This window comes from Streptomyces sp. SAS_270, assembly GCF_052543295.1.
The window spans coordinates 19,249-40,783 of sequence record NZ_JBMNDS010000074.1; the positions used below are offsets into that span (position 1 = coordinate 19,249).

The window sequence follows — 21,535 nt, forward strand, 5'->3', positions numbered from 1 at the left end:
CGACGGCCTGTCGCGCACGATCTTCGTAACTTCTTTCGAGACCCTAGCGGGGCGAAGATGGGGATGAGGCGGGATTACTCAACTGGAGGCGGGAGTGCAGGTGGAGGCGGGGTCGGTGGCCGAATCTTTTCCGAAGGAGGGGCTGACGCGACGGATACTCCGGGACGAGACGCTGCTCGTTCTGGGGCTTTCGCTCGGTGCGAGCGGAGTGTCCGCGCTGATCAGCTTTGTCGGGTCGGTCACCAAACCGGGGGGTCTGAAGCACCAGGCGGCCACGCTCGTCGGCTCGGCCGCGCCGGGCCGTCCCTGGCTGGATCTGGCTTGGCAGCTCTTCGGTATCGCGTCCTCGCTGGTGCCGGTCGCGCTCGTCGCGCACCTCCTGCTGCGCGAGGGCGAGGGGCTGCGCGTGATCGGTTTCGACCGCACGCGCCCGTGGCCGGACCTCGGCCGCGGGGCCGCGATCGCGGCGGTGATCGGCAGCACGGGCATCGCGTTCTATCTGGCGGCCCGGGGCCTCGGTTTCAACCTCACGGTGGTGCCGGAGGCGCTGCCCGACGTGTGGTGGAAGCACCCGGTGCTGATCCTCTCCGCGATTCAGAACGCGGTCCTCGAAGAGGTCATCGTCGTCGGGTATCTGCTGCGCCGCCTGGGCCAGTTGGGCTGGACGCCGGGCACGGCACTCGTCGCGAGCGCCGTGCTGCGCGGGTCGTACCACCTCTACCAGGGCATCGGCGGATTCGTCGGCAACATGGTGATGGGCGTGGTCTTCGTCTACCTGTACCGGCGCTGGGGGCGGGTCGGCCCCCTGGTGGTGGCGCACTCGCTGCTCGACATCGGGGCGTTCGTGGGATACGCGCTGCTGGCGGGCAAGGTGGGGTGGCTGCCGACGGCTTGAGTGGGCTGCGGTCGCGGTGCGGGCGGGGGCGTACGGGATTCTCGTACGTCCCCGCCGTGCCGTCAGACCAGCAGTTCGCCCTCGATGGTGGTGACCGCGCTGCCCGTGAGGTGGGTGCGGTCGCCGTGCAGTGCCGTGCGGACGAGGCCGGAGCGCGGGGAGGCCTGCAGACCGGTGAGGCGCGGGCGGCCGAGGCGCTCGGACCAGAAGGGCGCGAGCGCGGTGTGGGCGCTGCCGGTGACCGGGTCCTCGTCGATGCCGACGTTCGGGAAGAAGCAGCGGGAGACGAAGTCGTGGCCCCGGGTGGGGTCTTCGGCGCGGGCGGTCGCGATGATGCCGCGCGCGGAGTGCCGCATGAGGGCCTTGTGGTCGGGGGTGAGGCCGAGGACCGTCTTCTCGTCGGCGAGTTCGACCAGCAGGTCGCCGACGTTCGGACCGGTGTCGAACGCCGTGAGGGGCTCGGCGCCCAGCGCCTGCGCGACGCCGTCCGGGATGTCGACCGGCGTGAGCGGTGCGGTCGGGAAGTCCAGCGTGAAAGTGCCGTCCTCGTCGGGCGTCGCGACGAGGACGCCGCTGAGGGTGGCGAACCGTACGGGTCCCTTGTGCGCGCCCGTGGTGTGCAGGACGTGCGCGGTCGCCAGCGTCGCGTGACCGCACATCGCGACCTCGGTCGCGGGCGTGAACCAGCGCAGCGCCCAGTCCGCCTCGCCGCTCTCGGGCAGTCGGTGGGCGAACGCCGTCTCGGCGTGGTTGACCTCGCGGGCCACGTTCTGCATCCAGGCGTCGCCGGGGAAGGCGTCGAGCAGCAGGACACCGGCGGGGTTGCCGGAGAAGGGGCGATCGGTGAAGGCGTCGACGATTCGAATCCGCATGGGGCGACGTTAGCCGTCGCGGAGGGCCGCGGGACAAGGCCAATTCCGGGGATCTGGACCGTTTCGACGGTGTCCCGCACCGAACGCCGACTCGTGGAGACCTCTCCCCGCGGTCACGCCGGCATCGCGAGGACCTCCGCGATCGTGCCCCTGAGACTCTCGTCGTCGAGGAAGGCGCGGTAGTCGCGGTACGGCGACAGGCGGTGATCGAGCCTCTGGACCGTCCGCAGGGCGGCACGCAGTGCCGGGGTGGCCGTGCCGATCCGCCACAGGGCCCGCAGCGCCTCGCCGAAGCTTGCGTAGTCGTCGTCGCCGCCGTCGGCCGCCGGCAGGACGAACTCCTCCAGGACCGCCAGGCTCGGCTGCGGTTCACCGGTGATCGACCACAGTGTGATCGCCGCCTGCAGTCTGCGCCCGCCCACGGTGTGCTCCATGATGTGCCGCACCCGGTCGGCGTACGGCGCTGCCGCGGGGCCGAAGTCGGCAAGCAGGTGGAGCGGTCCGTGGTTCGGGTCCTGGGCGTGCAGCACCGCGTCGCCGACCGACCGCAGGGCCGATCCGCCCTCGTCCTCACCGATCCGCCAGGCGGTCCATGCCAACTTGGTGCGGAGTTCCGGCCGGTCGAGGGTGGTGCAGTTGCGCAGGGCGGGCGCGGCGGATGCGGCCGCCGGTCCCATCGCTGCCACGACGTCGGCGACCAGCCATGCGCCGCGCGGCTCGTTCAACAGGGACATCACCTCCGGCAGCGCGGGCAGCGACGCGGGCCCCCACGCCTCCAGAACTCGGAGGAAGGCGCCCGTCAGCGGCCCGGGGGCGCCGTGGTGCGCGTCGTGGTGCCGCATCACGTTCCGCAGCGCCGGCAGCAGGATGTCGGCGTGCGCCCGCAGCGGAACCAGGATGTCGTCGATGTCGGGAAGCCGGGGGTCGCCCGCGCAGTAGCTGCGCGAGTACTGCTCCTTGTAGGGCTCGTAGAGCCGCTCGACGAGCCCCGGGAGGGCGCGCGGGTCGCCGATCCGGGCCAGCGCCCAGCGTGCGAAGTCGCCCACGCTGCCCTCTGTCATCAGGTACTCGCCCGGGTCGTCGACCAGCTCGGCGAGCCCGTCGGCGTACGCGGCCGCCCGGGGGCCGAGCACCGCGAGGAGGTTCGCCGCCTTGAGGCGTACCTCGTCGTCCGGGTCGGTGAGGAGGTCACCCGCGACCGTCAGCAGCGCGGGCGCCGCGGACGGCCGGACGACCAGCAGCCGCCATGCCTCGTCCAGCACGGTCCGGCGCAGCCCGGTGTCCTCGGGCCGGTGGGCTCGTCCGGCCAGGCGGACCAGGAACGAGATGGCCGTATCGGGGGTGTGGTCGAACAGGCCGGCCGTCCAGCGGGCGACGTCGTCGCGGCTGAAGGGATCGTCGACGCCCGGCACGTACCAGACCTCCTCGAACCTCGGCCGCAGGGAGGGGTCGGAGAGGGTCTCCAGCAGGAGGTCGGCGTGCTGGACCGGTACCTCCGGGGCGAGGCTCGCCCAGGCGTGCACGGCCGCGACCTTCATGACGGGTTCGCCCTCCCGCATCAGGTCGGCCAGCACCGCCCGCGTCTCCTCGACATCGCCTGCCCCGCCGGCGGCAGCGGCCTCGCCCAGCGCGAGCAGCACTGATACGCGCAACGTCGGATCGGTCTCGGCCCGCCAGCGCTCCAGCAGCGGGGCCGCATCGCCCGCGAGGGACAGGGCCGACCGCCGTACCTCGGGGTCCGGGTCCGCGAGCAGTGCCAGGATGGCGGGCCGGTGATGTTCCCAGGCGGTGGCCCACCCCTTGTCCACCAGGTGCGGTTCGGCCGTTGCCGCCGTGCGGACCATGCAGTGCAGCAGGTCCACGAGCGTGACCCGCACCGCCATGCCCGGATCGGCGGCGAGCGCCAGGACGAACGGCAGCGCGGCGGTCGCCGCCGAGGTCACCCGGCCGTTGCCCGCGGCGAGGCAGGAGAAGAGCGGGCCGCAGTCCTCGTCCGTCGCGGCACCGCCCGCCAGCGCGAGCCGCCGCAGCGCGCGGGGCACTCCCGTCACCGGGTGCTGAGGCAGCGCCGACTCGAGCCGGTGCCAGGGCACGTCCTCCAGGGCCTTCAGCGATATCGCCGCCACGCCACTCCCACTTCCGACCTGTATCGACGGTGTGGTCCGCTGCCCGGCGGACATTTGCTCTGTGCTGCTGTCGGTGGGGGCGGCAAGCGATCGTCTTTGAGCACGGCCCATCACCGGGGCGACATCACTCCGTCGACTCCAGAATGCGGTCGAGTGTCCGGCGCCCCATTCTGCTCATCGTCGGATTGCTCTCGACGTAGTACCAGACAACTCCCATCGCCTGTTCGAACGCCCATGCCTTGCCGCGCTCCCACTCCAGATCGTCGCAGTCCAGTGCCTGCCGGAGCACTGCCCGCGGACCTGGCTGCAAAAGGTGCCAGGCACTGACCAGATCCAGCGCGCGGTCGGCCGGGCCGAAGCCGCCGGTGTCGAGTACGCCGCTGAGCCGGTCTCCCGCGACCAGTACATTGCCGGGGATCAGGTCACGATGGCTCATCACGTCGGCACCCGTGCGTGGCAACTCCCGAAGGTGGCTCCAGACCTGGCGCAGCCGGGGCACGTCAAGCAGCCCCTTGCTCTCCTCGAAGCACTTCGCCATCCAATCGTCGTGGTGAGCGAGAACTCCGCCACGACCTTCGCCGTCGAAGTGCCGCCCCTGCGTCTCGGCCTCCCGCAGGTCTGCGATGAACGCCGCGAGGTCCTCGGCAAAGGCGTCCGACCCACTCGGGTCGGCATCCGAGGCGACAGTTCCCGGCAGCCATGTCTGGACCGACCAGGACATGGGGTAACCCGCTCCAGGATTTCCCAGGGCGACGGGTTCCGGGACGGGGAACCGGGACACCTGCGCCAGCTCCGCGCTCGCCTGGGCCTCCTGTTTCAGAGACGCCAGCGCCTCGGAGGCATCGGCCGGACGCAGGGGGAAACGCGCCGAGAGGTCGTTCCCGATGCGGAAGATGGCGTTGACCGTCCCGGTCGAGGGCAGGGGTCGGATCGCCTTGCCGCTCCACTGGGGGAACTGTTCCCGGACCAAAGCCGCAACGGTTTCGGCGGTCACGTCCACTTGGTCATCGTGCATGGTCATCGCTCGCACGCTCTTCCACTGGTCCGACTCGGAACGCGGCTTCGGACCGGATCACCTGGTGCGAGGGCCGCTGCGACGTCCTGCGATTCCGGGGACTCACTTCAGTGCTCACTCCGGCACCTTGGCTGATTCGACGGTCGAGAGCCATCGGATTTCCAGCGTCAGGGCGGCATGGCAAGGACTGTGTCCGGCTTCTGTCCGCTGCCCCCTCAGCCGGGCGAGACAGGACATGTCCACCGGCGACGGGTTGCCAGACGAACTATTCCGATATATCGTTGACGCATCGCGACCGATCAACGATGGAATGGAGTGATTGCGATGCGTTCCGGACAGGAATTCGGATACGAGCACGGACACGGGCACCACGGCGGACCCGGCCATCGGGGTCGGGGCGGCTTCGAGGGGCGGCGTGGGGCCTTCGGGCCCTTCGGACCGGGTGGTCCCGGTGGCCCCGGCTTCGGTGGACCCGGCGGCTTCGGCCCGGGCCCCTGGGGTGGGCGTGGCGGCAGGGGCGGACCGCGGGGGAGGGCGAGGCGCGGCGACGTACGCGCGTCGATCCTGGCCCTGCTCAAGGACCGGCCCATGCATGGCTACGAGATGATCCAGGAGATCGCCGAGCGCAGCGGCGGGGCGTGGAAGCCCAGCCCGGGTTCGGTGTACCCCACCCTCCAGCTGCTGGAGGACGAGGGCCTCATCACCAGTGAGAGCGAAGGCGGCAAGAAGCTGTTCTCGCTCACCGAGTCCGGCCGCGCGGCGGCCGACGAGGGCGCCGACGCGCCGTGGGAAGAGGCCGGGCGCGGGGTCGACTGGGAGGCGCTGACCGAGATCCGGCAGGCCGGCTTCGGTCTCATGGAGGCCTTCGGTCAGGTCTGGAAGACCGGCAGCAAGGACCAGCGCGCCAAGGCGCTGACGGTCATCAACGAAGCCCGCAAGAAGCTGTACCTGATCCTCGCCGACGAGGACTGAGGCCGTGCTGTGGTACGCGCCGGCGCCCCGTGGAAGTGTTTCCGCGGGGCGCCTTTCCCTCTACCCGGCCCGGCTCCCGCTCGGGGTTCAGGCCACCAGTCCGCCCAGCTTCCGCAGTGACTCGTTCAGGGCGGCCGTCGCCGAGTCCTTCAGCTTGCCCGCCATCAGGGAGACGGCGGCGCCGGTGAACTCCCCGTCGATGCGCACCGTGGTGGCGTCGCCGTCCGGGACGAGTGTGTAGCGCGTGGCGACGACCACCGCCATCGGGCCCTTGCCGCGGATGGCGAGGGTCCGGGCGGGTTCCAACTCCTCGATGGTCCAGTTCACCTCGGCCGGAAAGCCCATGAGCTTCATGTTCTCCTCGAAGGTGCCACCGACTTCGAGCGTCGTGGGGCCACCCTTCGGGAAGCTGGTGTGCGTCGAGTTCCACTCTCCGTACGAGGAGAAGTCCGTGAGCTGCGCCCAGATCTTCTCGGCAGGGGCCTCGATGCGTGCCTCCGCGCTGACTTCGGCCATGCGACCACCTCTTCGTGTCGGGCGCTGCGCCCGGCGCAGCTACGGTGTCGCGGAACGTAGCCGGAGGGTCTGGAACATTCAATACTGATGAACCGTCAGGAATTGTGGAGGTGGCTCCGGCCCTGGGCGCGGCAGGGTGTTCAGCCCACCTGTCGTATCTCCGCCGCGTCGAACACGTCCCAGGCGCGCGGGAAGGGCCCTTCGTCGTGGCAGTGCCACGCGTCCCAGAACAGGTCGGCGAGGAGCGCGTCCTCGGGTGCGTACACCCGGTACACGTAGTGCCTGCCGTCGACCGCAGGCAGGGCGACCATCCAACACCTGCTCTCCATGCAGGATTTGACGAACACCGGAGTGCCACGGTTGCGTGCGGGGCGCGACGCAAGGCGGCGCGCGCCCCGAGACGGAGAACGGCGCGATGTCATCCGTAAGGAGGAGGGGCGGGCCCTCTTGCCCAACCTGTGTGGGACGCGGAAATGCTCCCCATCGGGGATGACCGGGTGCGTGGACGTTGATGGGGTGGAGGTTGTGCACCCCCGTACCCCCCAGCAGTCGGCCGCCGACAGCGGCTCCCACCGCGCGGAACTCGATGCCGAGCTCGCCGCCGGACTCACCGCCGAGCTGGCCTCGGTGGTCGCCGGGGCGCGCAGGAGGGCGCTGAGGGACGGGGACCGGCAGATCGACACCGCTCATCTGCTGCATTCGCTGCTGGAGTCCGACCCCGAGGTGCGCGCCGCCTTCGACAGCGGGCCGCAGATCGCCCGACTGCTCGGCTACCTGGTCCAGCGCAGCATCGGCTACGGGCTGCGCTGGCAGGGCTCCGTCGAGGACTCCGGCGCCGTGCCGGTGGTGGCCGAGGTGGCGGGCTGGTCCCCGGCGGCCGCCGGAGCGATGGGGGACGCGTGCGCCCGCGCCGGGCGGCGCGGGGAGGAGCGGGCCCGCGGCCTCGACCTGCTCGCCGCCGTCGTGGCGGACGGCCGCTCGCGCGCCGTCGAGGTCCTCGGGCGCGCGGGCGTGGACGCCGCGGCGCTGCTGCTGCGCATCGAGAGCGGCGTCCCCTTCGAGGAGCGGGTCGCGGACGGCGAAGCCGCCTGCTGACAGCCCGTCGTCGCTTCGGGCCCGCCCTGCTCATGGCTTCACACCTAGTCTCCAGGCCGTTGCCCCGACGGTCCCTTCGGCGATCCGTCGAAGTCCATGCGTTGAGACAGGTGCCATTGGGGGTGACGGTCATGTCATCGCCTGTCATCATGTGCCGGTGCATACGTTTCAGGGCAGTCCGGGCAACCGTGGCAAGGGCGTCGGGCTGGGGCTCGCCGTCGTGTCGGCGATCGCCTTCGGCGGATCGGGTGTCGCGGCGAAGCCGCTGATCGAAGCGGGCCTCGACCCGCTCCACGTGGTGTGGCTGCGCGTCGCCGGCGCCGCGCTGGTGATGCTGCCGCTGGCCGTGCGCCATCGGGCACTCGTACGGCGGCGGCCGGCGCTGCTCGCCGGGTTCGGACTGCTCGGTGTGGCCGGCGTCCAGGCCTGCTACTTCGCCTCGATCTCACGGATCCCCGTCGGGGTCGCGCTGCTCGTCGAGTACTTCGCCCCCGCGCTCGTGCTCGGCTGGGTGCGGTTCGTGCAGCGCAGGCCCGTGACGCGCGCCGCGGCGCTCGGCGTCGTCCTCGCGGTGGCCGGACTCGCCTGTGTCGTCGAGGTGTGGTCGGGGCTGAGCTTCGACGTCGTCGGACTGCTGCTCGCGCTCGGCGCGGCCTGCTGCCAGGTCGGCTACTTCGTTCTGTCCGACCCGGGCGGCAAGCCCGGGCAGGAGGCACCGGACCCGCTGGGCGTCATCGCGTACGGCCTGATCGTCGGCACCCTCCTGCTGACTGCCGTCGCACGGCCCTGGACCATGGACTGGTCCGTGCTCGGGGGCAGCGCCGAGATGAACGGCACGTCCGTCGCCGCCGGCCTGCTGCTGAGCTGGATCGTGCTGATCGCGACCGTCGCCGCGTACGGCACCGGGGTGCTCTCCGTACGCAGGCTCTCGCCGCAGGTCGCGGGCGTCGTGGCCTGTCTCGAAGCGGTCATCGCGACCGTGCTCGCCTGGGTGCTGCTCGGCGAACACCTCTCGGCACCGCAGATCGTCGGCGGGGCGGTGGTGCTGGCCGGTGCGTTCATCGCGCAGTCGTCGGCGCCCGTGCAGCCCTCGGACGGGCCGGTGGCCAGGGGAGCGGACCGTGCGGGTGCCGAGGGCGCCGAAAGTGAGTTGTCCTCCCGCACCGGCGCCGCCTAGGCTGCTGATCATGCATTCGGACGCACTCGTTCTTCCGCCTCCGGCCGCCTGAGGCGGGCCCTCCGGAACCTTTGCCCGGCTTGAGTGCCGGGCGGAACGGTGCTGCCCGCAGAAGAAGTCCGAGGACCTTTCCGTACGCCCGTGCCCCGCGCACCGGCTGCGACGTGGTCCTTTCCCGAACTTCTGCATCCTGCGGAGAGAACACGTGTCGAATGCTGCATCCAGCGCCGTCTCCGGCGCTGCTTCCGGCCTGCCCGTCGGGCGAGGCCTCCTCTATCTGACCGTCGCCGGTGCCGCCTGGGGCACCGCGGGCGCGGCCGCGTCGCTGGTCTACCGGACCAGCGACCTGGGACCCGTCGCCCTGTCCTTCTGGCGCTGCGCGGGCGGGCTCGTCCTGCTGCTCGCCGTGCATCTGCTGCGCCGCCGGGGGCGGCCTGTCGTCCGTGAGCCGCTGGACCGCAAGGTGCTGCGGGTCACGGTCACCGGAATCGCCCTCGCCGTCTTCCAGACGGCGTACTTCGCCGCCGTCGAGTCGACCGGGCTGGCCGTGGCGACCGTCGTCACGCTCGGCGCCGGTCCCGTCCTCATCGCGCTGGGGGCGCGGCTCACCATGGGAGAGCGGCTCGGCCGCGGCGGGATCGCCGCCGTCGCCGGGGCGCTGGCCGGGCTGGTGGTGCTGGTGCTCGGCAGCGGGGGAGCGGCGGTACGGCCCTGGGGCCTCGCGCTCGCCGTCGTGTCCGCCGCCGGGTACTCGGTGATGACCCTGCTCACGCGCTGGTGGGGACGGGACGGCTCCGCCGACGCGTCCGGCACGACGGTGTGGGCGTTCGCCGTGACCACGGTCTGTTTGCTGCCGCTCGGCCTGACCGAGGGGCTCGTCCCGCACACCGCCCAACCTGCCCATGTCCTGGGCCTGTTGGCGTACATCGCTGCCGTTCCCACGGCCCTGGCCTACGCCCTGTACTTCGCGGGCGCCGCCGTGGTCCGCTCCGCGACCGTCTCCGTGATCATGCTGTTGGAGCCGGTCAGCGCCGCCGTACTGGCCGTGGGGCTGCTCGGCGAGCGGCTGACCGCGGCGACCCTCGTGGGCACCCTGCTGATGCTGGGATCGGTCGCGGGACTCGCGGCGGCGGAGGCACGAAGCGCGCCCGCCGCGCAGGCGGCCTCCGAGGAAGCGGCTTCTGAGGAAGCAGCCTCGGAGGAGGCCGCGCTCGAGCGAGCCGCCCGCGCGGAGGCTGCGCTCCAGGAGGCCGCGCTTTCCTGAACCGAGGGCGGGGGTGCGGGCCCGAGAAGGCCCGCGCCCTACGCCCCGGCGCCCCGCCTGCGCACCAGGTGTTCTCGCGCTGCCACGTCACCAGGACCGCCCCGCGTGGTGAGCGCGGCCGCGATCCGGTCCTGCACCTCTTCCGTCCGCTTGCCGCCGAACTTGAACTTCGCCCGTACGTCGGTCACTTCGAGCCGCAGGCCGCGGATGCCGGAGAGCATGCGCCCGTACGGTGCCTCACCGACCGCGACGCGTGCGGAGCCGCCCTCCGGCTGGAAGTGGCCGACCTGGCGGTTGAGCAGGTCGGCCTTCTCCGTCGGATCGTCCACGAGGTGGGCGGTGCAGCGGAGTTGGACGGCCGCGTAGAAGCTCGTGGGCGTTCCGTGCTCCGGCGGGGTGTCCGGGGCGGCCTGCCAGGGGCCGGGTACATAGACGTAGTCGTCCACCACGCTCAGCAGTACAACCGGGTTCGCCTCCAGGGCGGGCCACAGCGGGTTGGGGCGCGCGAGATGGGTGATCACGCGGCCGTTCGGGCCGTCTCCGGCCTCGTACGCGAAGTGCAGGGGCTGGACGTGCGGGGGCTCGCCGGGCAGGCCGTTGACGGCGAGCTGCCCGAAGTCGTGGGCGGCGAGCCACTGTTGCCACTCGTGTGCGTCGTGGGGCGCGTCCCAGGGGTGGATCAGCATCACAGAGTCGTCAGGTAGTCGGGGAGTTCGATGCCGGGGGCCAGGTCGGCGGCGGGGATCGGTGTGCCGTAGCCCTTGGCCAGCGGGAGGACGCCGGTCCAGTGCGGGAGGTCCAGGTCCTCGGGCTCGTCGTTCGGGCCGCCGGTGCGGATCTTCGCGGAGACCTCTTCCAGGTCGAGGCGGATCACGGCGGTGGCGGCGAGTTCCTTGGCGTCGGCGGGCCGCGAGTCGAGGGAGCGGCCGGGAACGACGTGGTCGACCAGCGCGTCCAGGGCTTCCCGCTTCTCGTCCGGGTCCGTCACCTGGCGGGCGATGCCGTGCACCACCACAGAGCGGTAGTTGATCGAGTGGTGGAAGGCCGACCGGGCCAGGACCAGGCCGTCCACGTGCGTGACGGTGACGCAGACCGCGAGTCCCGGGTCGGCCTGGCCGGTCATCCGCAGCGGGCGCGAGCCAGTCGAACCGTGCAGGTAGAGGCGGTCGCCGACCCGGCCGTAGAGGGTGGGGAGCACGACCGGGGCGCCGTCGCGGACGAAGCCGAGATGGCAGACGTAGCCCTCGTCGAGTATCGAGTGCACCATCTCGTGGTCGTAGGCGGCGCGCTCGCGGGAGCGCGTGGGGACGGTGCGGTCGGTCGGGGTGTAGGCGGCGGGCTGGGGCGTCCCGGGCTTGGGGCTCGTCACCGTCATTGCGCTCTCCATTGCACTAGTGCATAATCTTGTTTGTGCTAGGAGAGTATCGGATCGAAGGCAGGCGCGCAGCAGAGATTGCCGCGAGCGTGGAGCGCGCGGTGGGGTCGGGAGAGCTGTGGCCCGGTCAACCGCTGCCACCGATGCGAGAGTTGGCGCTCGAACTCGGGGTGAATCCGAATACCGTCGCCGCCGCCTACCGCACGCTGCGCGAACGCGGAGTCATCGAGACGGCGGGCCGCCGCGGCAGCCGTGTCCGGTCGAAGCCCGCGACGACCGGGCGGGAGTACATCCGCGTCGAGGTGCCGCCCGGGGTGCGCAACCTCGCCGACGGCAACCCCGACCGCGCCCTGCTGCCCGCCCTCGCCGGGGCGTTCGCCGCGGCCGCCGCCCTCTCGGACCGCGACCCCGTGCTCTACGGAGAGGCCGCCGTCGAACCGGAGTTGGCGCGGCTGGCGCGCGCCGATCTCGACGCGGACGGTGTGCCGGACGGACCCGTCGTCGTCACGTCCGGCTCGCTCGACGCCCTGGAGCGTGTTCTCGCCGCCCACCTCAAACCCGGGGACACGGTCGCCGTCGAGGACCCCGGCTGGGGAGGCCTGCTCGACCTGGTGCCGGCGCTCGGACTGCGCACGGCCGCAGTGGGCGTCGACGACGAAGGGCCGATCCCCGACGACGTCCGGCGCGCCCTGGAGAACGGGGCGCGCGCCCTGATCGTCACGGACCGCGCGCAGAACCCGACGGGCGCCGCGGTGAGCGCCGCACGCGCACGTGCCCTGCGTGCGGTGCTCGGACAGCACCCGCAGACGCTGCTCATCGAGGACGACCACGGACACCACATCGTCGACCTGCCGCTGCACCCGCTCGCCGGTACGACGCGGCACTGGGCTTTGGTCCGCTCGGCCGCCAAGGCCTACGGCCCCGACCTGCGGCTCGCCGTGCTCACCGGGGACAGCGTCACCGTCGACCGGGTGAGGGGCCGGCAGCAGGTGGGCGCCGGCTGGGTGAGCCGGCTGGTGCAACGGGCCGTCGTAAGGCTGTGGGCCGACCGTGCCGTGGACGTACCGGCCGTGGCCGCCTCGTACGGACGGCGCCGCGCCGGGCTCATCGACGCCCTCGCCGAGCGCGGTGTCGAGGCGTACGGGCGCAGCGGGATGAACGTGTGGATTCCCGTGCCGGACGAGACCGGGGCGGTCGCCCGGCTGCTGCACGCCGGGTGGGCCGTCGCGCCCGGCGCCCGGTTCCGGATGAACGCGCCGCCCGGTATCCGGATCACCGTCTCCGCCCTGGCGCCGGAGGACATCGCGCCGGTGGCGGACGCGGTCGCCTCCGCCGTCGCCCCGGCGCCCGCCCGGCGTTACGTGTGAGTCACCGCCGCGCCCTGATCTGCGTGAGCGCGGCGCCCGCCAGCACGATCACCGCGCCGACCGGCGTCGACCAGGCCAGCGACTCGCCGAGGATCGCGACGCCCGCGGCGGCGGCGATGACCGGGATGAAGTACGTGACCATCTGGGCCGTCGTCGGGCCGACCTCGGCGACCAGGCCGTACTGCAGAAGCACGGCCAGCCCTGTGCCGAGGGCGCCCAGGGCCGCTGTGGCCAGCAGCGGGACGAGCGGGAGATGGCTCGGCAACGTGGTGAACAGCGGTGTCACAAAGGCCAGTTGGACGGTCGCCAGGAGCAGTTGGGCGCCGGTCATCGACAGGTGGGAGTGGCCGGAGTCGGCCAGGGTACGGCGGACGTAGATCCAGCCGATCGGATAGCTCAGCGAGGCCAGCAGAGCCATCGCCGTGCCCGTGGCGTCCAGGCCGCTGAAGCCCTGCCAGGCGCCGAGGACCGTGAGGACACCCAGGAAACCGAGGCCGAGGCCGGCGACGCGGAGCCGGGTGGGCCGGTCCTCGGAGAGGGCGACGAGGGACAGGGCCATGCCCCACAGCGGCGAGGTCGCATTGCAGATGCCCGCGAGCGTCGACGGAATCGTCAGCTCGGAGTAGGCGAAGAGCGAGAACGGCAGCGCGTTGAGGAGGAAGGCCGCCACCGCGAGGTGCCCCCAGGTGCGCGCGCCGCGCGGGAGCCGCTCCCGCTTCACGGCCATCGCCGCCGCGAGCACCGCGGTCCCGAACAACAGCCGGCCGAGGGTGACTTGGAAGGGGGCAAAGCCGTCCGTGCCGACCTTGATGAGCAGGAAGCTGAAGCCCCAGATCAGGGAGAGGGCGCCGAAGCGGATCCGCCAGTCCAGGGCGCGGCGGCGAGGGCCGGGCTGCGCGACGCGAGCGGTGGCTGTGTCCGTGGCCGTCGCGGGGGCGGCGGTCGATCCGGTATCGGGTTCGGCGCCGGGGGCGATTTCAGGGTCGGTGTCGCGTTCACGTGCGGCTCGGTGCTCGGCGGCGGTGCTCATGGAACCCACGATGGGGGAGGAGATTCTCGTAGCACAAGCGAGATTTCTCGCACCACATCTCGTAGCATTGCTTACATGTTGAACCTGGAGCGGCTGCGCACCCTCGATGCCCTTGCCCGGCACGGCTCCGTGAGCGGTGCGGCCGAGGGGCTGCACGTGACGACGTCGGCCGTCTCGCAGCAGATGTCCAAGCTGGAGCGCGAGGTGGGGCAGCAACTTCTCGCCAAGAACGGCAGGGGAGTGCGCCTCACCGACGCCGGACGGCTGCTCGCCGAGCATGCCGCACGCATCCTGTCCCAGGTCGAGCTCGCGCAGTCCGACCTGGAGGCGCAGCGCGGGCAGGTGGTGGGTGAGCTGCGCCTGTCCGCGTTCCCCACGGCCGCACGGGGGCTGCTCCCCGCCGCGCTCGCCGCACTGCGCGCAGGTCATCCCGCGCTGCGGGTGCGCTCAAGCGAGCTGGAGCCGGAGGCCGGGGTCGCCGGGGTGGTGCGGGGCGACCTCGACCTGGCGGTCGTACTCGACTGGTACAACAAGCCGATGCCGCTGCCCGACGGCCTGGTGAAGGCAGCGATCCTCGACGACCCGGCGGACGTGGCGATGTCGGTCGGCCACCGGTTGGCGGACCGTGCCGAGGTGGACCTCGGGGAGTTCGCGGACGACGAGTGGATCACCTGGGGCGAGGGCGAGTTCTGCCACGAGTGGCTCATCTTCACGCTCCGCTCCAAGGGCGTCGAGCCGTGCATCGGGCACCGCGCCGCCGAGACGCACACCCAGCTCGCGTTGGTCGCCGCGGGTCTCGGCGTGTGCATCGCACCGCTGCTCGGCCGCCACCCGATGCCCGGCGGAGTCGTCACCGTGCCGCTGCGCCAGCGCGTCCGTCGGCACGTCTACGTCGTGTGGCGAGCGGACGCCGACCGCCGCCCGTCGATTCGGGCGGCCGTCCAGGCGCTGCGCGCGGCGGGAGAGGCCGTCGCATGAGGCGCGGGCCGCGAGGGCGAGCCCCGTATCGTCCTGACCCGCCCCGCCCCACCCTGCGCCATCGATCGCCGTGCTACGACGAAGCCATCTTCCGGAAGTCCCAGGAGGCGATGGATTTCGGCGTCAGGCGCATCCAGGCGTGGCGGCCGTCGTGCGGCATCTCGGTGAGGCCGAAGTTCTTCTGGGCGAACAGCGCTTCCACGGCGGTGAGTTCGGGGCAGGGCTCGCCCGTGCGGGGGGCTTCGCCGATGAACTCGACGCTGCCGGACAGCTCGGCGCCGCGCAGTTCGCCGTACTCCTCGCCGGTGTCGACGACGACGGCGACGCGCGGATCGTGGCGCAGATCGGCCCAGCGCCTGCTGCGGGTGATCGAGTACAGCCACAGCGAGGTGCCGTCCCAGGCGAACCAGAGGGTGCTGGCGTGCGGGGCGCCGTCCGCCGAGACGGTCGCGACACGGCAGGTGCGCTGGCGGGTCAGGAACTCGTCCAGTTCACCCGGGGTCATCATGATCCTGCGGCCCCGACGCTGAGTGACGGCCATACGGTCCCCCTCTTCTCCGGCTCTTCTCCGGCTCCTCCGGGGCTCGTTGGGAGCCACGCCTGAACGGCTGCACCGGCAGCGCACCCGAGAAGATCCTCTGACGCTTCGTCAGAACAGCATGGGGCGTCTTCCGTCCGCACGCAATGGCGGCTACTCTCGCCCGCTCCGCAAGCTCGCCCAGCCCGCCCGCGACCGGGGGAAGCCATGCCGCCGTACGAACAGCTCAGTGAACTCCTCGACCCCGCGACGACGGTGCTGCTCACCGTCGAGTGCCAGCAGGGCGTCGTCGGCCCGGACAGCGTGCTTCCCGAACTCGCCAAGGAGGCACGCGGGTCGGGGATGCTCGCCAACGTCGCCCGGCTTGTGGACGCCGCGCACAGGAGCGGGGTGCAGGTGATCCACGCTGTCGCGGAGCGGCGCCCGGACGGGCGGGGCGCCAACCGCAACGCCCGGCTGTTCCGCGCGGCCGAACGGCTGCCGGTGCAGCAGTTGTCCGGGTCCACCGCCGTGCGCATCGCCGCGCCCGTCGAGGTCGCGGAGGAGGACTTCGTCGTACGGCGCCTGCACGGGCTGTCGCCGATCACGGGCACCGACGTCGACCCGCTGCTGCGCAACCTTGGCTGCCGCACCCTCGTCGTGACCGGCGTCTCGGCCAACGTGGCCGTGCCCAACACGGTGTTCGACGCCGTGAACCGCGGCTACGCCGCCGTCGTTCCCGCGGACGCCATCGCGGGGGTGCCCTCCGACTACACCCCCGCGATGATCCGCAACACGCTCGCCCTGGTCGCCACGATCACCACGACCGACGACGTGCTGGCCTGCTTCGGACGGCCGCGCCGGGCTGCGCAGCGGGCTTGAACTCCCGCCCGGTCAGGCGAGTTTGATCGAGTCGCCGTCCACGGTGATGTCGGCGGCGGCGAGCGGCTGGGTCGCAGGGCTCTTCTTCACGCTGCCGTCGGCGATGGAGAACTCGCTGTGGTGGCACGGACAGGTGATGACGCCGTTGGTGATGCCCGTCACCGCGCAGCCCTGATGGGTGCACTTGGACGAGAACGCCTTGAAGGTGCCGGCGGCGGGCTGCGTGACCACCACACCCTGGTCCTTGAAGATCTTGCCACCGCCCTCCGGGATGTCCGAGGTCTTCGCGAGGACCGTGCCCGCGGCTCCCGCGGAGTCGGACGAGGCGTCCTCCGAACCGCACGCGGTCAGCGCGACGGCGATCCCCGCCGCTCCGGCCGCCGCGATGACGGTACGGCGGGCCGGTCCCGAGGCGGGCTGAAGCGATTCGCTGGTCATGCCGACGTTTCCTTCCGCGGACGTTGATGATCTGTAAGGGAGTACGGGCCTACGGCAGCCGTTGTTCAGAGGGCTGCGAGATCTTCACCGGAACGAGATCCGGTGCCGATCAGCCGCGTCCGGCGATCTCGGGACGTATGTCATGAAGGGTGTCCACCCGTAGGTCAACGGGGGTCGGCTGGAGGCGAACTCAGGTGCGTACCCGAGGTCAGCGCGGCCGCGAGCGGCGTCTGCTGGTAGAACACTTCGCGGCCGCGCCGTTCAGCGGTGACAAGGCCGGCGTCGCGGAGAACGGTGAGGTGCTGGGAAACGGTTGCCGGGGCCAGGTCCACCCGGCGGGCGAGGCCTCTGGTCGTGCTGGGGATGAGCGTCTGCGCCAGCACGGCCGCGCGCCCGGCGCCCAGCAGCCGCGCGATGGCCGGTGATCCCGCAGGGGGGTCCCACAGTCGCGCGGCGCCGAGCATCGGGTAGACGAGGGCCGGGGGTGCGGCGGAAGTGTCGCTGGTGGGTCCGAGGCCCAGGTTCGGCCAGCCGAAGGCGGTCGGGACGAGGATCAGGCCGCGGCCGCGCAGGTCGAGACTCCCGCGGCGGAGACCGGTCAGGTGCAAGGAGTCGCTCTCCCACTTGGCCCGCCGGTGCAGGTTGGCGAACAGCCCCTCCAGACCGCCGTCGGCCAGCTGCCGGGCGCGTGTGGTGATGTCCGCGTCGAGCAAGCCGCGGATGCGGTCCCACAGCGGTGCGATCAGGATCCGCCAGGCCTCGCTCTGGTGCGCGACCAGCTTGTCCCGGGCTTCCACGGGGTCCCCGGTGAGGGCGCGGTACAGGTGCGCGGGCGCGCTCCGGGGGTCGAGGCGGCGGGCGTGCTCGGTGAGCTCCGTGGCGACGACATCCGGATCGGTGGCCTGGACCCGGGCGAGGTCGTCCTCGATGGTGGTGAGCGGGCCGGTCGGGCTCGGCCACAGGAAATCCGGCCCGTGCCCGCGCACCGGCACCGCGATGCCGAGCAGTCCCAGGTCGAGCTCGGCGACGACGTCCTGGATGCCGCGCAGCCACGGCAAGTACCAGGCGTGACGGCTCGGCGCGTTCAGCACCAGCAGCGCGGACATCGTTTCCTGCAACGGTGACACCGCGAACCGGCACCGCGCCGCATCACCCGACCCGAACCTCAGCACCAGCGTCATACCGCCAACGATGACAGGCATGGATTCGGTATGCGCCGAATCCATGCCCTGCCGTCTCCGAGGACGGCACCCTGACGGTCATGGTCGAACCTTCGCCGACACCGATGGCGCCTCCGCCGCGAACCCGGCTGCTGCGGGGAAACCCGGCTTTCCGGGCACTGTGTGCTTCGCGGGCGGTGTCGTTCGTCGGCGACGGGATCACCACCACGGTGCTCGTGGTCCTCGCCGCCCGGCAGGACGGGCCTGTCGGGGTGAGCCTGCTGCTGCTCGCGAACGCGCTGCCGAGACTTGCCGGCCCCCTGGCCGGAGTGCTCGCCGACCGCATCCCGACCCGTCGGCTGATGATGCGCTGCGAACTTGCCTCGGCGCTCGTCATCGGCTTGATCGCCGTCACCCTGCCGCCGCTGATGATCCTGATCCCGCTCGTCGTGCTCGCCGGGGCGCTGGCCACCATCCGCAACCCGGCCGGGCGCAGTCTCGTGCCGGTGCTGGTCGACGCCCCTGATCGTGCCCCGGCCAACGCCCTGTTCGGGTTCGCCCGCACCCTGCAACTCGCCGTCGGCCCCGGCCTCGGCGGACTGCTGGCGGCCGGACCAGGAGGCATTCACACCGCGCTGGCAGCCGACGCCGCTACCTTCGCCGTCTCAGCACTGCTGCTCACCGGACTTCCGGTGCTGGAGCCGACTCGTGATCCCGCCGCGGTCACCGGAGTCTGGGCCGAAGCGGCCGCGGGTCTTCGTCATGTCGCGGCGGACCGGCAGGTCAGGACCCTGATCCTCACCCTGTTCGTCATCGTCGCCTTCGCCGGCGTGGACAACGTGGCGCTGGTGTTCCTCGCCGGCGATCAGCTCGGCGGCGGCCCGGCCGGGTACGGCCTCGCCGCCAGCGCGTTCGGTTTGGGCATGCTGCTGGCGTCGGTCGCGTGCACACGGTTGGCCCGCGGGCGTTCACCAGTGGCTCTGCTGGTCGTCGCCATCGCCGCGAGTGGCGCCGGCACGGTCCTTACGGGCTTGGCTCCCGCCCTCGCCGTCGTGCTGGTGGCACAGCTGCTCGCCGGTACGGGGAACGCCGGGGAGAACATCGGCTACGACACCGTCATCCAGAACGTCGTGCCCCGCCCGATGCTCGGCCGCGTGTTCGGCACCCTGGGCACCGCCGCCCAACTGGGCGCGGGCTTCGCCTATCTCGCCGGTGGCCTGTCGGTGAACCTGGTCGGCGCACGCGCCACGTTCGTCCTCGCCGGCGCCGGGACACTCGCTGTCCTGCTCGTGCTCGTGCCCGCGCTTCGCCGGACCCCGCATCCTGATCCCGGCGTACGCCGCAGCGGATGAACTGTGGGACCGACCGGAGTTGCGCGGCCGGTCACCCTTCCACGGTCTTCGAATCGTTGGCGGCCGCCCCTTGGCAGAACCTACATTGAGGCACCAGGGGATCAATCGCAGCGATCGGACCCATCACTGCGATCCGACACAGGGGAAGATCCCCTCTGCTGACTGACGTCTGGTCAGTTGTTGAATTCGCACGTTCAGTAAACCAGCTGGGAGGCGATGTTTCGATGACCACCGAAACCTTGGAAGCCGCGCGCAATGCGCAAGTGGCAACAACGCTGAACGCCATGCTGATCCAGGAGAGGCCAGTCGCTACTGCAGCTCCGGTGGACATTCTTTCGGGAAGCGACAGCGAAGCGGTCAACTTCACCTCCGCGTGGGAGACCGAAGACTGACCTGAGTCGACGGTGCGCGCGAAGAGTGAAAACCCTTCGCGCGCACCGTTACTACGTATTGCGCTGGAGTCTATTTCCTAGGAATGCCTCATACTATGGAAAACAGCGGTTTGACCGAAGATGTTTCCCGCGCCCATGGCGGGCCTGACGACCAGGTCTGGCGCGGTGTCTCGCTGATGCTCGATCAGTACATGCATCTCAATGATCAGGATCGAGTGCTCCTGCTGTACGCGCGCAGCGCACGTGAACCCGCCGCCTGGGTCGCGGCCGAGCTGGACATTCGCGGCATTCCCGCAATACTCATGGATCTCGAAGGCCTGTCCGCCGCCGCGATCAAGCAGTCGCTCAGCAGCGCGAAATTCGGCCTGGACCAGATCACCGACCGGCTTCTCGTGCTCTGTATCGAATACGACATTGTCGCGCCGTCGGACTCGATTCGCGACGCACTGGAGCCGTTCTCCGGAAAGAGGACCGAAGTCTTCCGGACGGTGATGACCGGTGCGGAGTTCTTCAAGCAGGCGGTGACGACGTCGCCCGCCACCTTGAACAACATCAACGCCGGACTCCTGCACAATCTCAGGTCCGCCGAGCAGTTCAAGGTCAGAACGTCCTCCGGATCCGAGCTGGATGTCGTGCTGGATCCCGCGCGCTACCGCTGGGTGAGCAATCGCGGGCTCCACCGGGAGGGAGCCTTCGTGCTCCTGCCCGCAGGCGAGGTGGCGACCTACCCCGCGCAGATAAGCGGCACGCTCGTCGCGGACGGTGCGTTCAATTCGACCGCGTACACCACGCTCGACGCACGACTTCAGGAACACCCCGCCGTGTTCGAGATCGAAAACGGCATCATGGTGGACTACCAGTGCGACAGTCCCAAGGTCAAGAAATTGATCGAACGCTGCCTGCGGTTGCCGAACGCCGACCGGGTCGGCGAACTGGGATTCGGCACCAACATCGGCATCGAGCGGTTCATTTCCCTGAACTCGCATCTCAACGAGCGGTTCCCGAGCGTGCACATCGGCTTCGGGCAGAGCAATCAGGCGCGAGGTCTCGTCCACTCCTGCGACGTGCATGTCGACTTCATCACGTCCGACTGCGTGATCGAGATCGCCGGCCGGCCACCGCTGAGAAGTCAGGACTTCAAGGATCTGACCGGCGAGCACCCGGCCATCGAAGAAGGCGTGTTCGACGAGGATCTGGACGGCGACTGCTGCGGCCTCTTCTCACCGCACAACAACATCCAGTGCCTTACCTGAACCTGTCCCGTAAATGATCTTTGTGGCCGGCAGTTACAGGACTAGTCATAGGTGGTAGGCAAAGTGACGCAGACTGGAATTCCCCTCTCACCCGACGGCTCTCCGGTGGAGTTCTACGCCCGCTTGTCGGCCGGCTCGAGCCCGACCCTGATCCACGATTCGATTCCGGCGGGCGCCGGCATCCTCGAGCTGGGTGCGGGCGCGGGGAGAATAACCCATCCTCTGCTGGAAATGGGTCACGAAGTGGTCGCGGTCGACGAATCGCCCGCAATGCTGGCGTACATCAAAGGCGCCGAAACTGTCGAATCCCGGATCCAAGACCTGGCGCTCGGTCGCCGATTCGACGTGGTTCTCCTGATGTCGCATCTGATCGAGAACCCGGATATCGAGCTGGCCCGGGCATTTCTCAGAATCTGCCGGGCCCATGTGAAGGACCAGGGACAGGTTCTTATCCAGCGGGACCCGCCGGAGCGGAGCTACGTCGACGAGCCGGCGTTCAAACGGGAGGTCGCGCCCGGGTGCACGATCACCATGCGCGACCTGAGCCAGGCGTCGTCCGGGCTACTGGCCTTCACCCTCGACTACGAGATCGACGGCTCGCATTGGTCGCAATCGGTCATCACCAGGCCTGTGGACGACGACTCCCTCGAACACGAACTGGCGCTGGCGGACCTGGAGATCGGCAGCTTCCTGAACCCGAACAGGTCCTGGGTCAGTGCCCGGCCCCGCACCGCCTCTCCGGCCTGACCTGAACATCCAGCCCCTGCTGGAGGCAATGCCGTAACCCAGTTGGTGATGTCGGGCGGTCAGGACACCAGCGCCAACTGCCCCGGCGAGAAGCCCGGTCGGCGGCACCCCT

General features: G+C 70.8%; 23 protein-coding genes. 12 read left to right on the forward strand and 11 right to left on the reverse strand.

Translation table 11 applies throughout. The features are described from left to right. Nucleotides 1-94 precede the first annotated feature (94 nt). The gene (locus ACN6LB_RS35325) at nt 95-895 is read left to right on the forward strand and encodes a CPBP family intramembrane glutamic endopeptidase (RefSeq protein WP_356138814.1); all 801 of its coding nucleotides are present in this window, start codon (nt 95-97) and stop codon (nt 893-895) included. 62 nt (nt 896-957) lie between these two features. On the opposite strand, the gene ACN6LB_RS35330 is transcribed toward ACN6LB_RS35325, so the two are convergent. The 3 genes from ACN6LB_RS35330 to ACN6LB_RS35340 form a co-directional block, all read right to left on the reverse strand. Then, nucleotides 958-1,767, reverse strand: a complete 810-nt coding sequence (locus tag ACN6LB_RS35330) for a PhzF family phenazine biosynthesis protein (protein ID WP_445029408.1) — start codon at nt 1,765-1,767, stop codon at nt 958-960. 113 nt (nt 1,768-1,880) lie between these two features. After that, nucleotides 1,881-3,893 carry a hypothetical protein gene (locus tag ACN6LB_RS35335; RefSeq protein WP_445029409.1) on the reverse strand — a complete coding sequence of 671 codons (2,013 nt, stop codon included), beginning with the start codon at nt 3,891-3,893 and terminating at the stop codon, nt 1,881-1,883. Between the two features lie 124 nt (nt 3,894-4,017). Beyond that, nucleotides 4,018-4,914: an aminoglycoside phosphotransferase family protein gene (locus tag ACN6LB_RS35340; protein WP_445029436.1), complete on the reverse strand. Its 897-nt coding sequence runs from the start codon at nt 4,912-4,914 to the stop codon at nt 4,018-4,020. A 318-nt stretch (nt 4,915-5,232) separates the two neighbouring features. Here ACN6LB_RS35340 and ACN6LB_RS35345 point away from each other — a divergent pair, with 318 nt between their 5' ends. Next, nucleotides 5,233-5,880 carry a PadR family transcriptional regulator gene (locus ACN6LB_RS35345; protein WP_356138806.1) on the forward strand — a complete coding sequence of 216 codons (648 nt, stop codon included), beginning with the start codon at nt 5,233-5,235 and terminating at the stop codon, nt 5,878-5,880. A gap of 87 nt (nt 5,881-5,967) precedes the next feature. On the opposite strand, the gene ACN6LB_RS35350 is transcribed toward ACN6LB_RS35345, so the two are convergent. Together ACN6LB_RS35350 and ACN6LB_RS35355 are read right to left on the reverse strand one after the other, a co-directional pair. Then, complete coding sequence (locus ACN6LB_RS35350; RefSeq protein WP_445029410.1) at nt 5,968-6,396, reverse strand: type II toxin-antitoxin system Rv0910 family toxin; 429 nt, start codon at nt 6,394-6,396, stop codon at nt 5,968-5,970. Between the two features lie 140 nt (nt 6,397-6,536). Then, on the reverse strand, nt 6,537-6,725 hold the full coding sequence (locus ACN6LB_RS35355; RefSeq protein WP_356138802.1) for a hypothetical protein: 189 nt from the start codon (nt 6,723-6,725) through the stop codon (nt 6,537-6,539). 160 nt (nt 6,726-6,885) lie between these two features. On the opposite strand from ACN6LB_RS35355, the gene ACN6LB_RS35360 reads away from it, so the two are divergent. The 3 genes from ACN6LB_RS35360 to ACN6LB_RS35370 all read left to right on the forward strand — a co-directional run bounded on the left by ACN6LB_RS35360 (nt 6,886) and on the right by ACN6LB_RS35370 (nt 9,932). After that, complete coding sequence (locus tag ACN6LB_RS35360; protein ID WP_445029411.1) at nt 6,886-7,491, forward strand: Clp protease N-terminal domain-containing protein; 606 nt, start codon at nt 6,886-6,888, stop codon at nt 7,489-7,491. Nucleotides 7,492-7,642: 151 nt separating this feature from the next. After that, nucleotides 7,643-8,668, forward strand: a complete 1,026-nt coding sequence (locus tag ACN6LB_RS35365; protein ID WP_445029412.1) for an EamA family transporter — start codon at nt 7,643-7,645, stop codon at nt 8,666-8,668. 205 nt (nt 8,669-8,873) lie between these two features. Further along, on the forward strand, nt 8,874-9,932 hold the full coding sequence (locus tag ACN6LB_RS35370; protein WP_445029413.1) for a DMT family transporter: 1,059 nt from the start codon (nt 8,874-8,876) through the stop codon (nt 9,930-9,932). 38 nt (nt 9,933-9,970) lie between these two features. On the opposite strand, the gene ACN6LB_RS35375 is transcribed toward ACN6LB_RS35370, so the two are convergent. Together ACN6LB_RS35375 and ACN6LB_RS35380 are read right to left on the reverse strand one after the other, a co-directional pair. Further along, nucleotides 9,971-10,618 (reverse strand): FMN-binding negative transcriptional regulator, encoded by a 648-nt coding sequence (locus ACN6LB_RS35375; RefSeq protein WP_445029414.1) that lies wholly within the window; start codon nt 10,616-10,618, stop codon nt 9,971-9,973. Next, complete coding sequence (locus ACN6LB_RS35380; protein ID WP_445029415.1) at nt 10,618-11,307, reverse strand: pyridoxamine 5'-phosphate oxidase family protein; 690 nt, start codon at nt 11,305-11,307, stop codon at nt 10,618-10,620. Before ACN6LB_RS35380 ends, ACN6LB_RS35375 begins: the two co-directional genes overlap by 1 nt. Nucleotides 11,308-11,342: 35 nt before the next feature. Here ACN6LB_RS35380 and ACN6LB_RS35385 point away from each other — a divergent pair, with 35 nt between their 5' ends. Next, complete coding sequence (locus ACN6LB_RS35385; protein WP_445029416.1) at nt 11,343-12,674, forward strand: aminotransferase class I/II-fold pyridoxal phosphate-dependent enzyme; 1,332 nt, start codon at nt 11,343-11,345, stop codon at nt 12,672-12,674. Nucleotide 12,675: 1 nt separating this feature from the next. On the opposite strand, the gene ACN6LB_RS35390 is transcribed toward ACN6LB_RS35385, so the two are convergent. Further along, nucleotides 12,676-13,704 (reverse strand): DMT family transporter, encoded by a 1,029-nt coding sequence (locus tag ACN6LB_RS35390; protein ID WP_445029417.1) that lies wholly within the window; start codon nt 13,702-13,704, stop codon nt 12,676-12,678. Nucleotides 13,705-13,779: 75 nt separating this feature from the next. Here ACN6LB_RS35390 and ACN6LB_RS35395 point away from each other — a divergent pair, with 75 nt between their 5' ends. Then, complete coding sequence (locus ACN6LB_RS35395) at nt 13,780-14,682, forward strand: LysR family transcriptional regulator (RefSeq protein ID WP_445029418.1); 903 nt, start codon at nt 13,780-13,782, stop codon at nt 14,680-14,682. 73 nt (nt 14,683-14,755) lie between these two features. Here ACN6LB_RS35395 and ACN6LB_RS35400 read toward each other — a convergent pair whose 3' ends face one another. Continuing rightward, entirely contained in the window at nt 14,756-15,223 is a 468-nt protein-coding gene (locus ACN6LB_RS35400) for a pyridoxamine 5'-phosphate oxidase family protein (protein WP_445029419.1), read from the reverse strand. 204 nt (nt 15,224-15,427) lie between these two features. On the opposite strand from ACN6LB_RS35400, the gene ACN6LB_RS35405 reads away from it, so the two are divergent. Next, nucleotides 15,428-16,081 (forward strand): cysteine hydrolase, encoded by a 654-nt coding sequence (locus ACN6LB_RS35405; protein ID WP_445029420.1) that lies wholly within the window; start codon nt 15,428-15,430, stop codon nt 16,079-16,081. Nucleotides 16,082-16,093: 12 nt separating this feature from the next. Here ACN6LB_RS35405 and ACN6LB_RS35410 read toward each other — a convergent pair whose 3' ends face one another. Both ACN6LB_RS35410 and ACN6LB_RS35415 read right to left on the reverse strand, forming a co-directional pair. Next, nucleotides 16,094-16,519 carry a Rieske (2Fe-2S) protein gene (locus tag ACN6LB_RS35410; protein WP_445029421.1) on the reverse strand — a complete coding sequence of 142 codons (426 nt, stop codon included), beginning with the start codon at nt 16,517-16,519 and terminating at the stop codon, nt 16,094-16,096. Between the two features lie 164 nt (nt 16,520-16,683). Then, nucleotides 16,684-17,721, reverse strand: coding sequence for a DUF5937 family protein (locus ACN6LB_RS35415; RefSeq protein WP_445029422.1), 1,038 nt, complete (start codon nt 17,719-17,721; stop codon nt 16,684-16,686). A gap of 59 nt (nt 17,722-17,780) precedes the next feature. Between ACN6LB_RS35415 and ACN6LB_RS35420 the strand changes: the two genes are divergently transcribed. From ACN6LB_RS35420 to ACN6LB_RS35435, 4 genes are all read left to right on the forward strand, one after another. Beyond that, entirely contained in the window at nt 17,781-19,031 is a 1,251-nt protein-coding gene (locus ACN6LB_RS35420; protein WP_445029423.1) for an MFS transporter, read from the forward strand. 224 nt (nt 19,032-19,255) lie between these two features. Then, nucleotides 19,256-19,423: a hypothetical protein gene (locus ACN6LB_RS35425; protein ID WP_445029424.1), complete on the forward strand. Its 168-nt coding sequence runs from the start codon at nt 19,256-19,258 to the stop codon at nt 19,421-19,423. Between the two features lie 95 nt (nt 19,424-19,518). Then, nucleotides 19,519-20,676, forward strand: coding sequence for a hypothetical protein (locus ACN6LB_RS35430; protein ID WP_445029425.1), 1,158 nt, complete (start codon nt 19,519-19,521; stop codon nt 20,674-20,676). Nucleotides 20,677-20,781: 105 nt separating this feature from the next. Further along, complete coding sequence (locus ACN6LB_RS35435; RefSeq protein WP_445029426.1) at nt 20,782-21,423, forward strand: class I SAM-dependent methyltransferase; 642 nt, start codon at nt 20,782-20,784, stop codon at nt 21,421-21,423. Nucleotides 21,424-21,535 lie beyond the last annotated feature (112 nt).

Coding starts and splice junctions, on each gene's coding strand:
- ACN6LB_RS35355 (WP_356138802.1), bottom strand. CDS start 6,725: ATGGAGAGCAGGTGTTGGATGGTCGCCCTGCCTGCGGTCGACGGCAGG.
- ACN6LB_RS35360 (WP_445029411.1), top strand. CDS start 6,886: ATGACCGGGTGCGTGGACGTTGATGGGGTGGAGGTTGTGCACCCCCGT.
- ACN6LB_RS35415 (WP_445029422.1), bottom strand. CDS start 17,721: ATGCCTGTCATCGTTGGCGGTATGACGCTGGTGCTGAGGTTCGGGTCG.
- ACN6LB_RS35405 (WP_445029420.1), top strand. CDS start 15,428: ATGCCGCCGTACGAACAGCTCAGTGAACTCCTCGACCCCGCGACGACG.
- ACN6LB_RS35410 (WP_445029421.1), bottom strand. CDS start 16,519: ATGACCAGCGAATCGCTTCAGCCCGCCTCGGGACCGGCCCGCCGTACC.
- ACN6LB_RS35400 (WP_445029419.1), bottom strand. CDS start 15,223: ATGGCCGTCACTCAGCGTCGGGGCCGCAGGATCATGATGACCCCGGGT.
- ACN6LB_RS35420 (WP_445029423.1), top strand. CDS start 17,781: ATGGTCGAACCTTCGCCGACACCGATGGCGCCTCCGCCGCGAACCCGG.
- ACN6LB_RS35430 (WP_445029425.1), top strand. CDS start 19,519: ATGGAAAACAGCGGTTTGACCGAAGATGTTTCCCGCGCCCATGGCGGG.
- ACN6LB_RS35350 (WP_445029410.1), bottom strand. CDS start 6,396: ATGGCCGAAGTCAGCGCGGAGGCACGCATCGAGGCCCCTGCCGAGAAG.
- ACN6LB_RS35380 (WP_445029415.1), bottom strand. CDS start 11,307: ATGACGGTGACGAGCCCCAAGCCCGGGACGCCCCAGCCCGCCGCCTAC.
- ACN6LB_RS35425 (WP_445029424.1), top strand. CDS start 19,256: ATGACCACCGAAACCTTGGAAGCCGCGCGCAATGCGCAAGTGGCAACA.
- ACN6LB_RS35340 (WP_445029436.1), bottom strand. CDS start 4,914: ATGACCATGCACGATGACCAAGTGGACGTGACCGCCGAAACCGTTGCG.
- ACN6LB_RS35345 (WP_356138806.1), top strand. CDS start 5,233: ATGCGTTCCGGACAGGAATTCGGATACGAGCACGGACACGGGCACCAC.
- ACN6LB_RS35390 (WP_445029417.1), bottom strand. CDS start 13,704: ATGAGCACCGCCGCCGAGCACCGAGCCGCACGTGAACGCGACACCGAC.
- ACN6LB_RS35330 (WP_445029408.1), bottom strand. CDS start 1,767: ATGCGGATTCGAATCGTCGACGCCTTCACCGATCGCCCCTTCTCCGGC.
- ACN6LB_RS35395 (WP_445029418.1), top strand. CDS start 13,780: ATGTTGAACCTGGAGCGGCTGCGCACCCTCGATGCCCTTGCCCGGCAC.
- ACN6LB_RS35375 (WP_445029414.1), bottom strand. CDS start 10,618: ATGCTGATCCACCCCTGGGACGCGCCCCACGACGCACACGAGTGGCAA.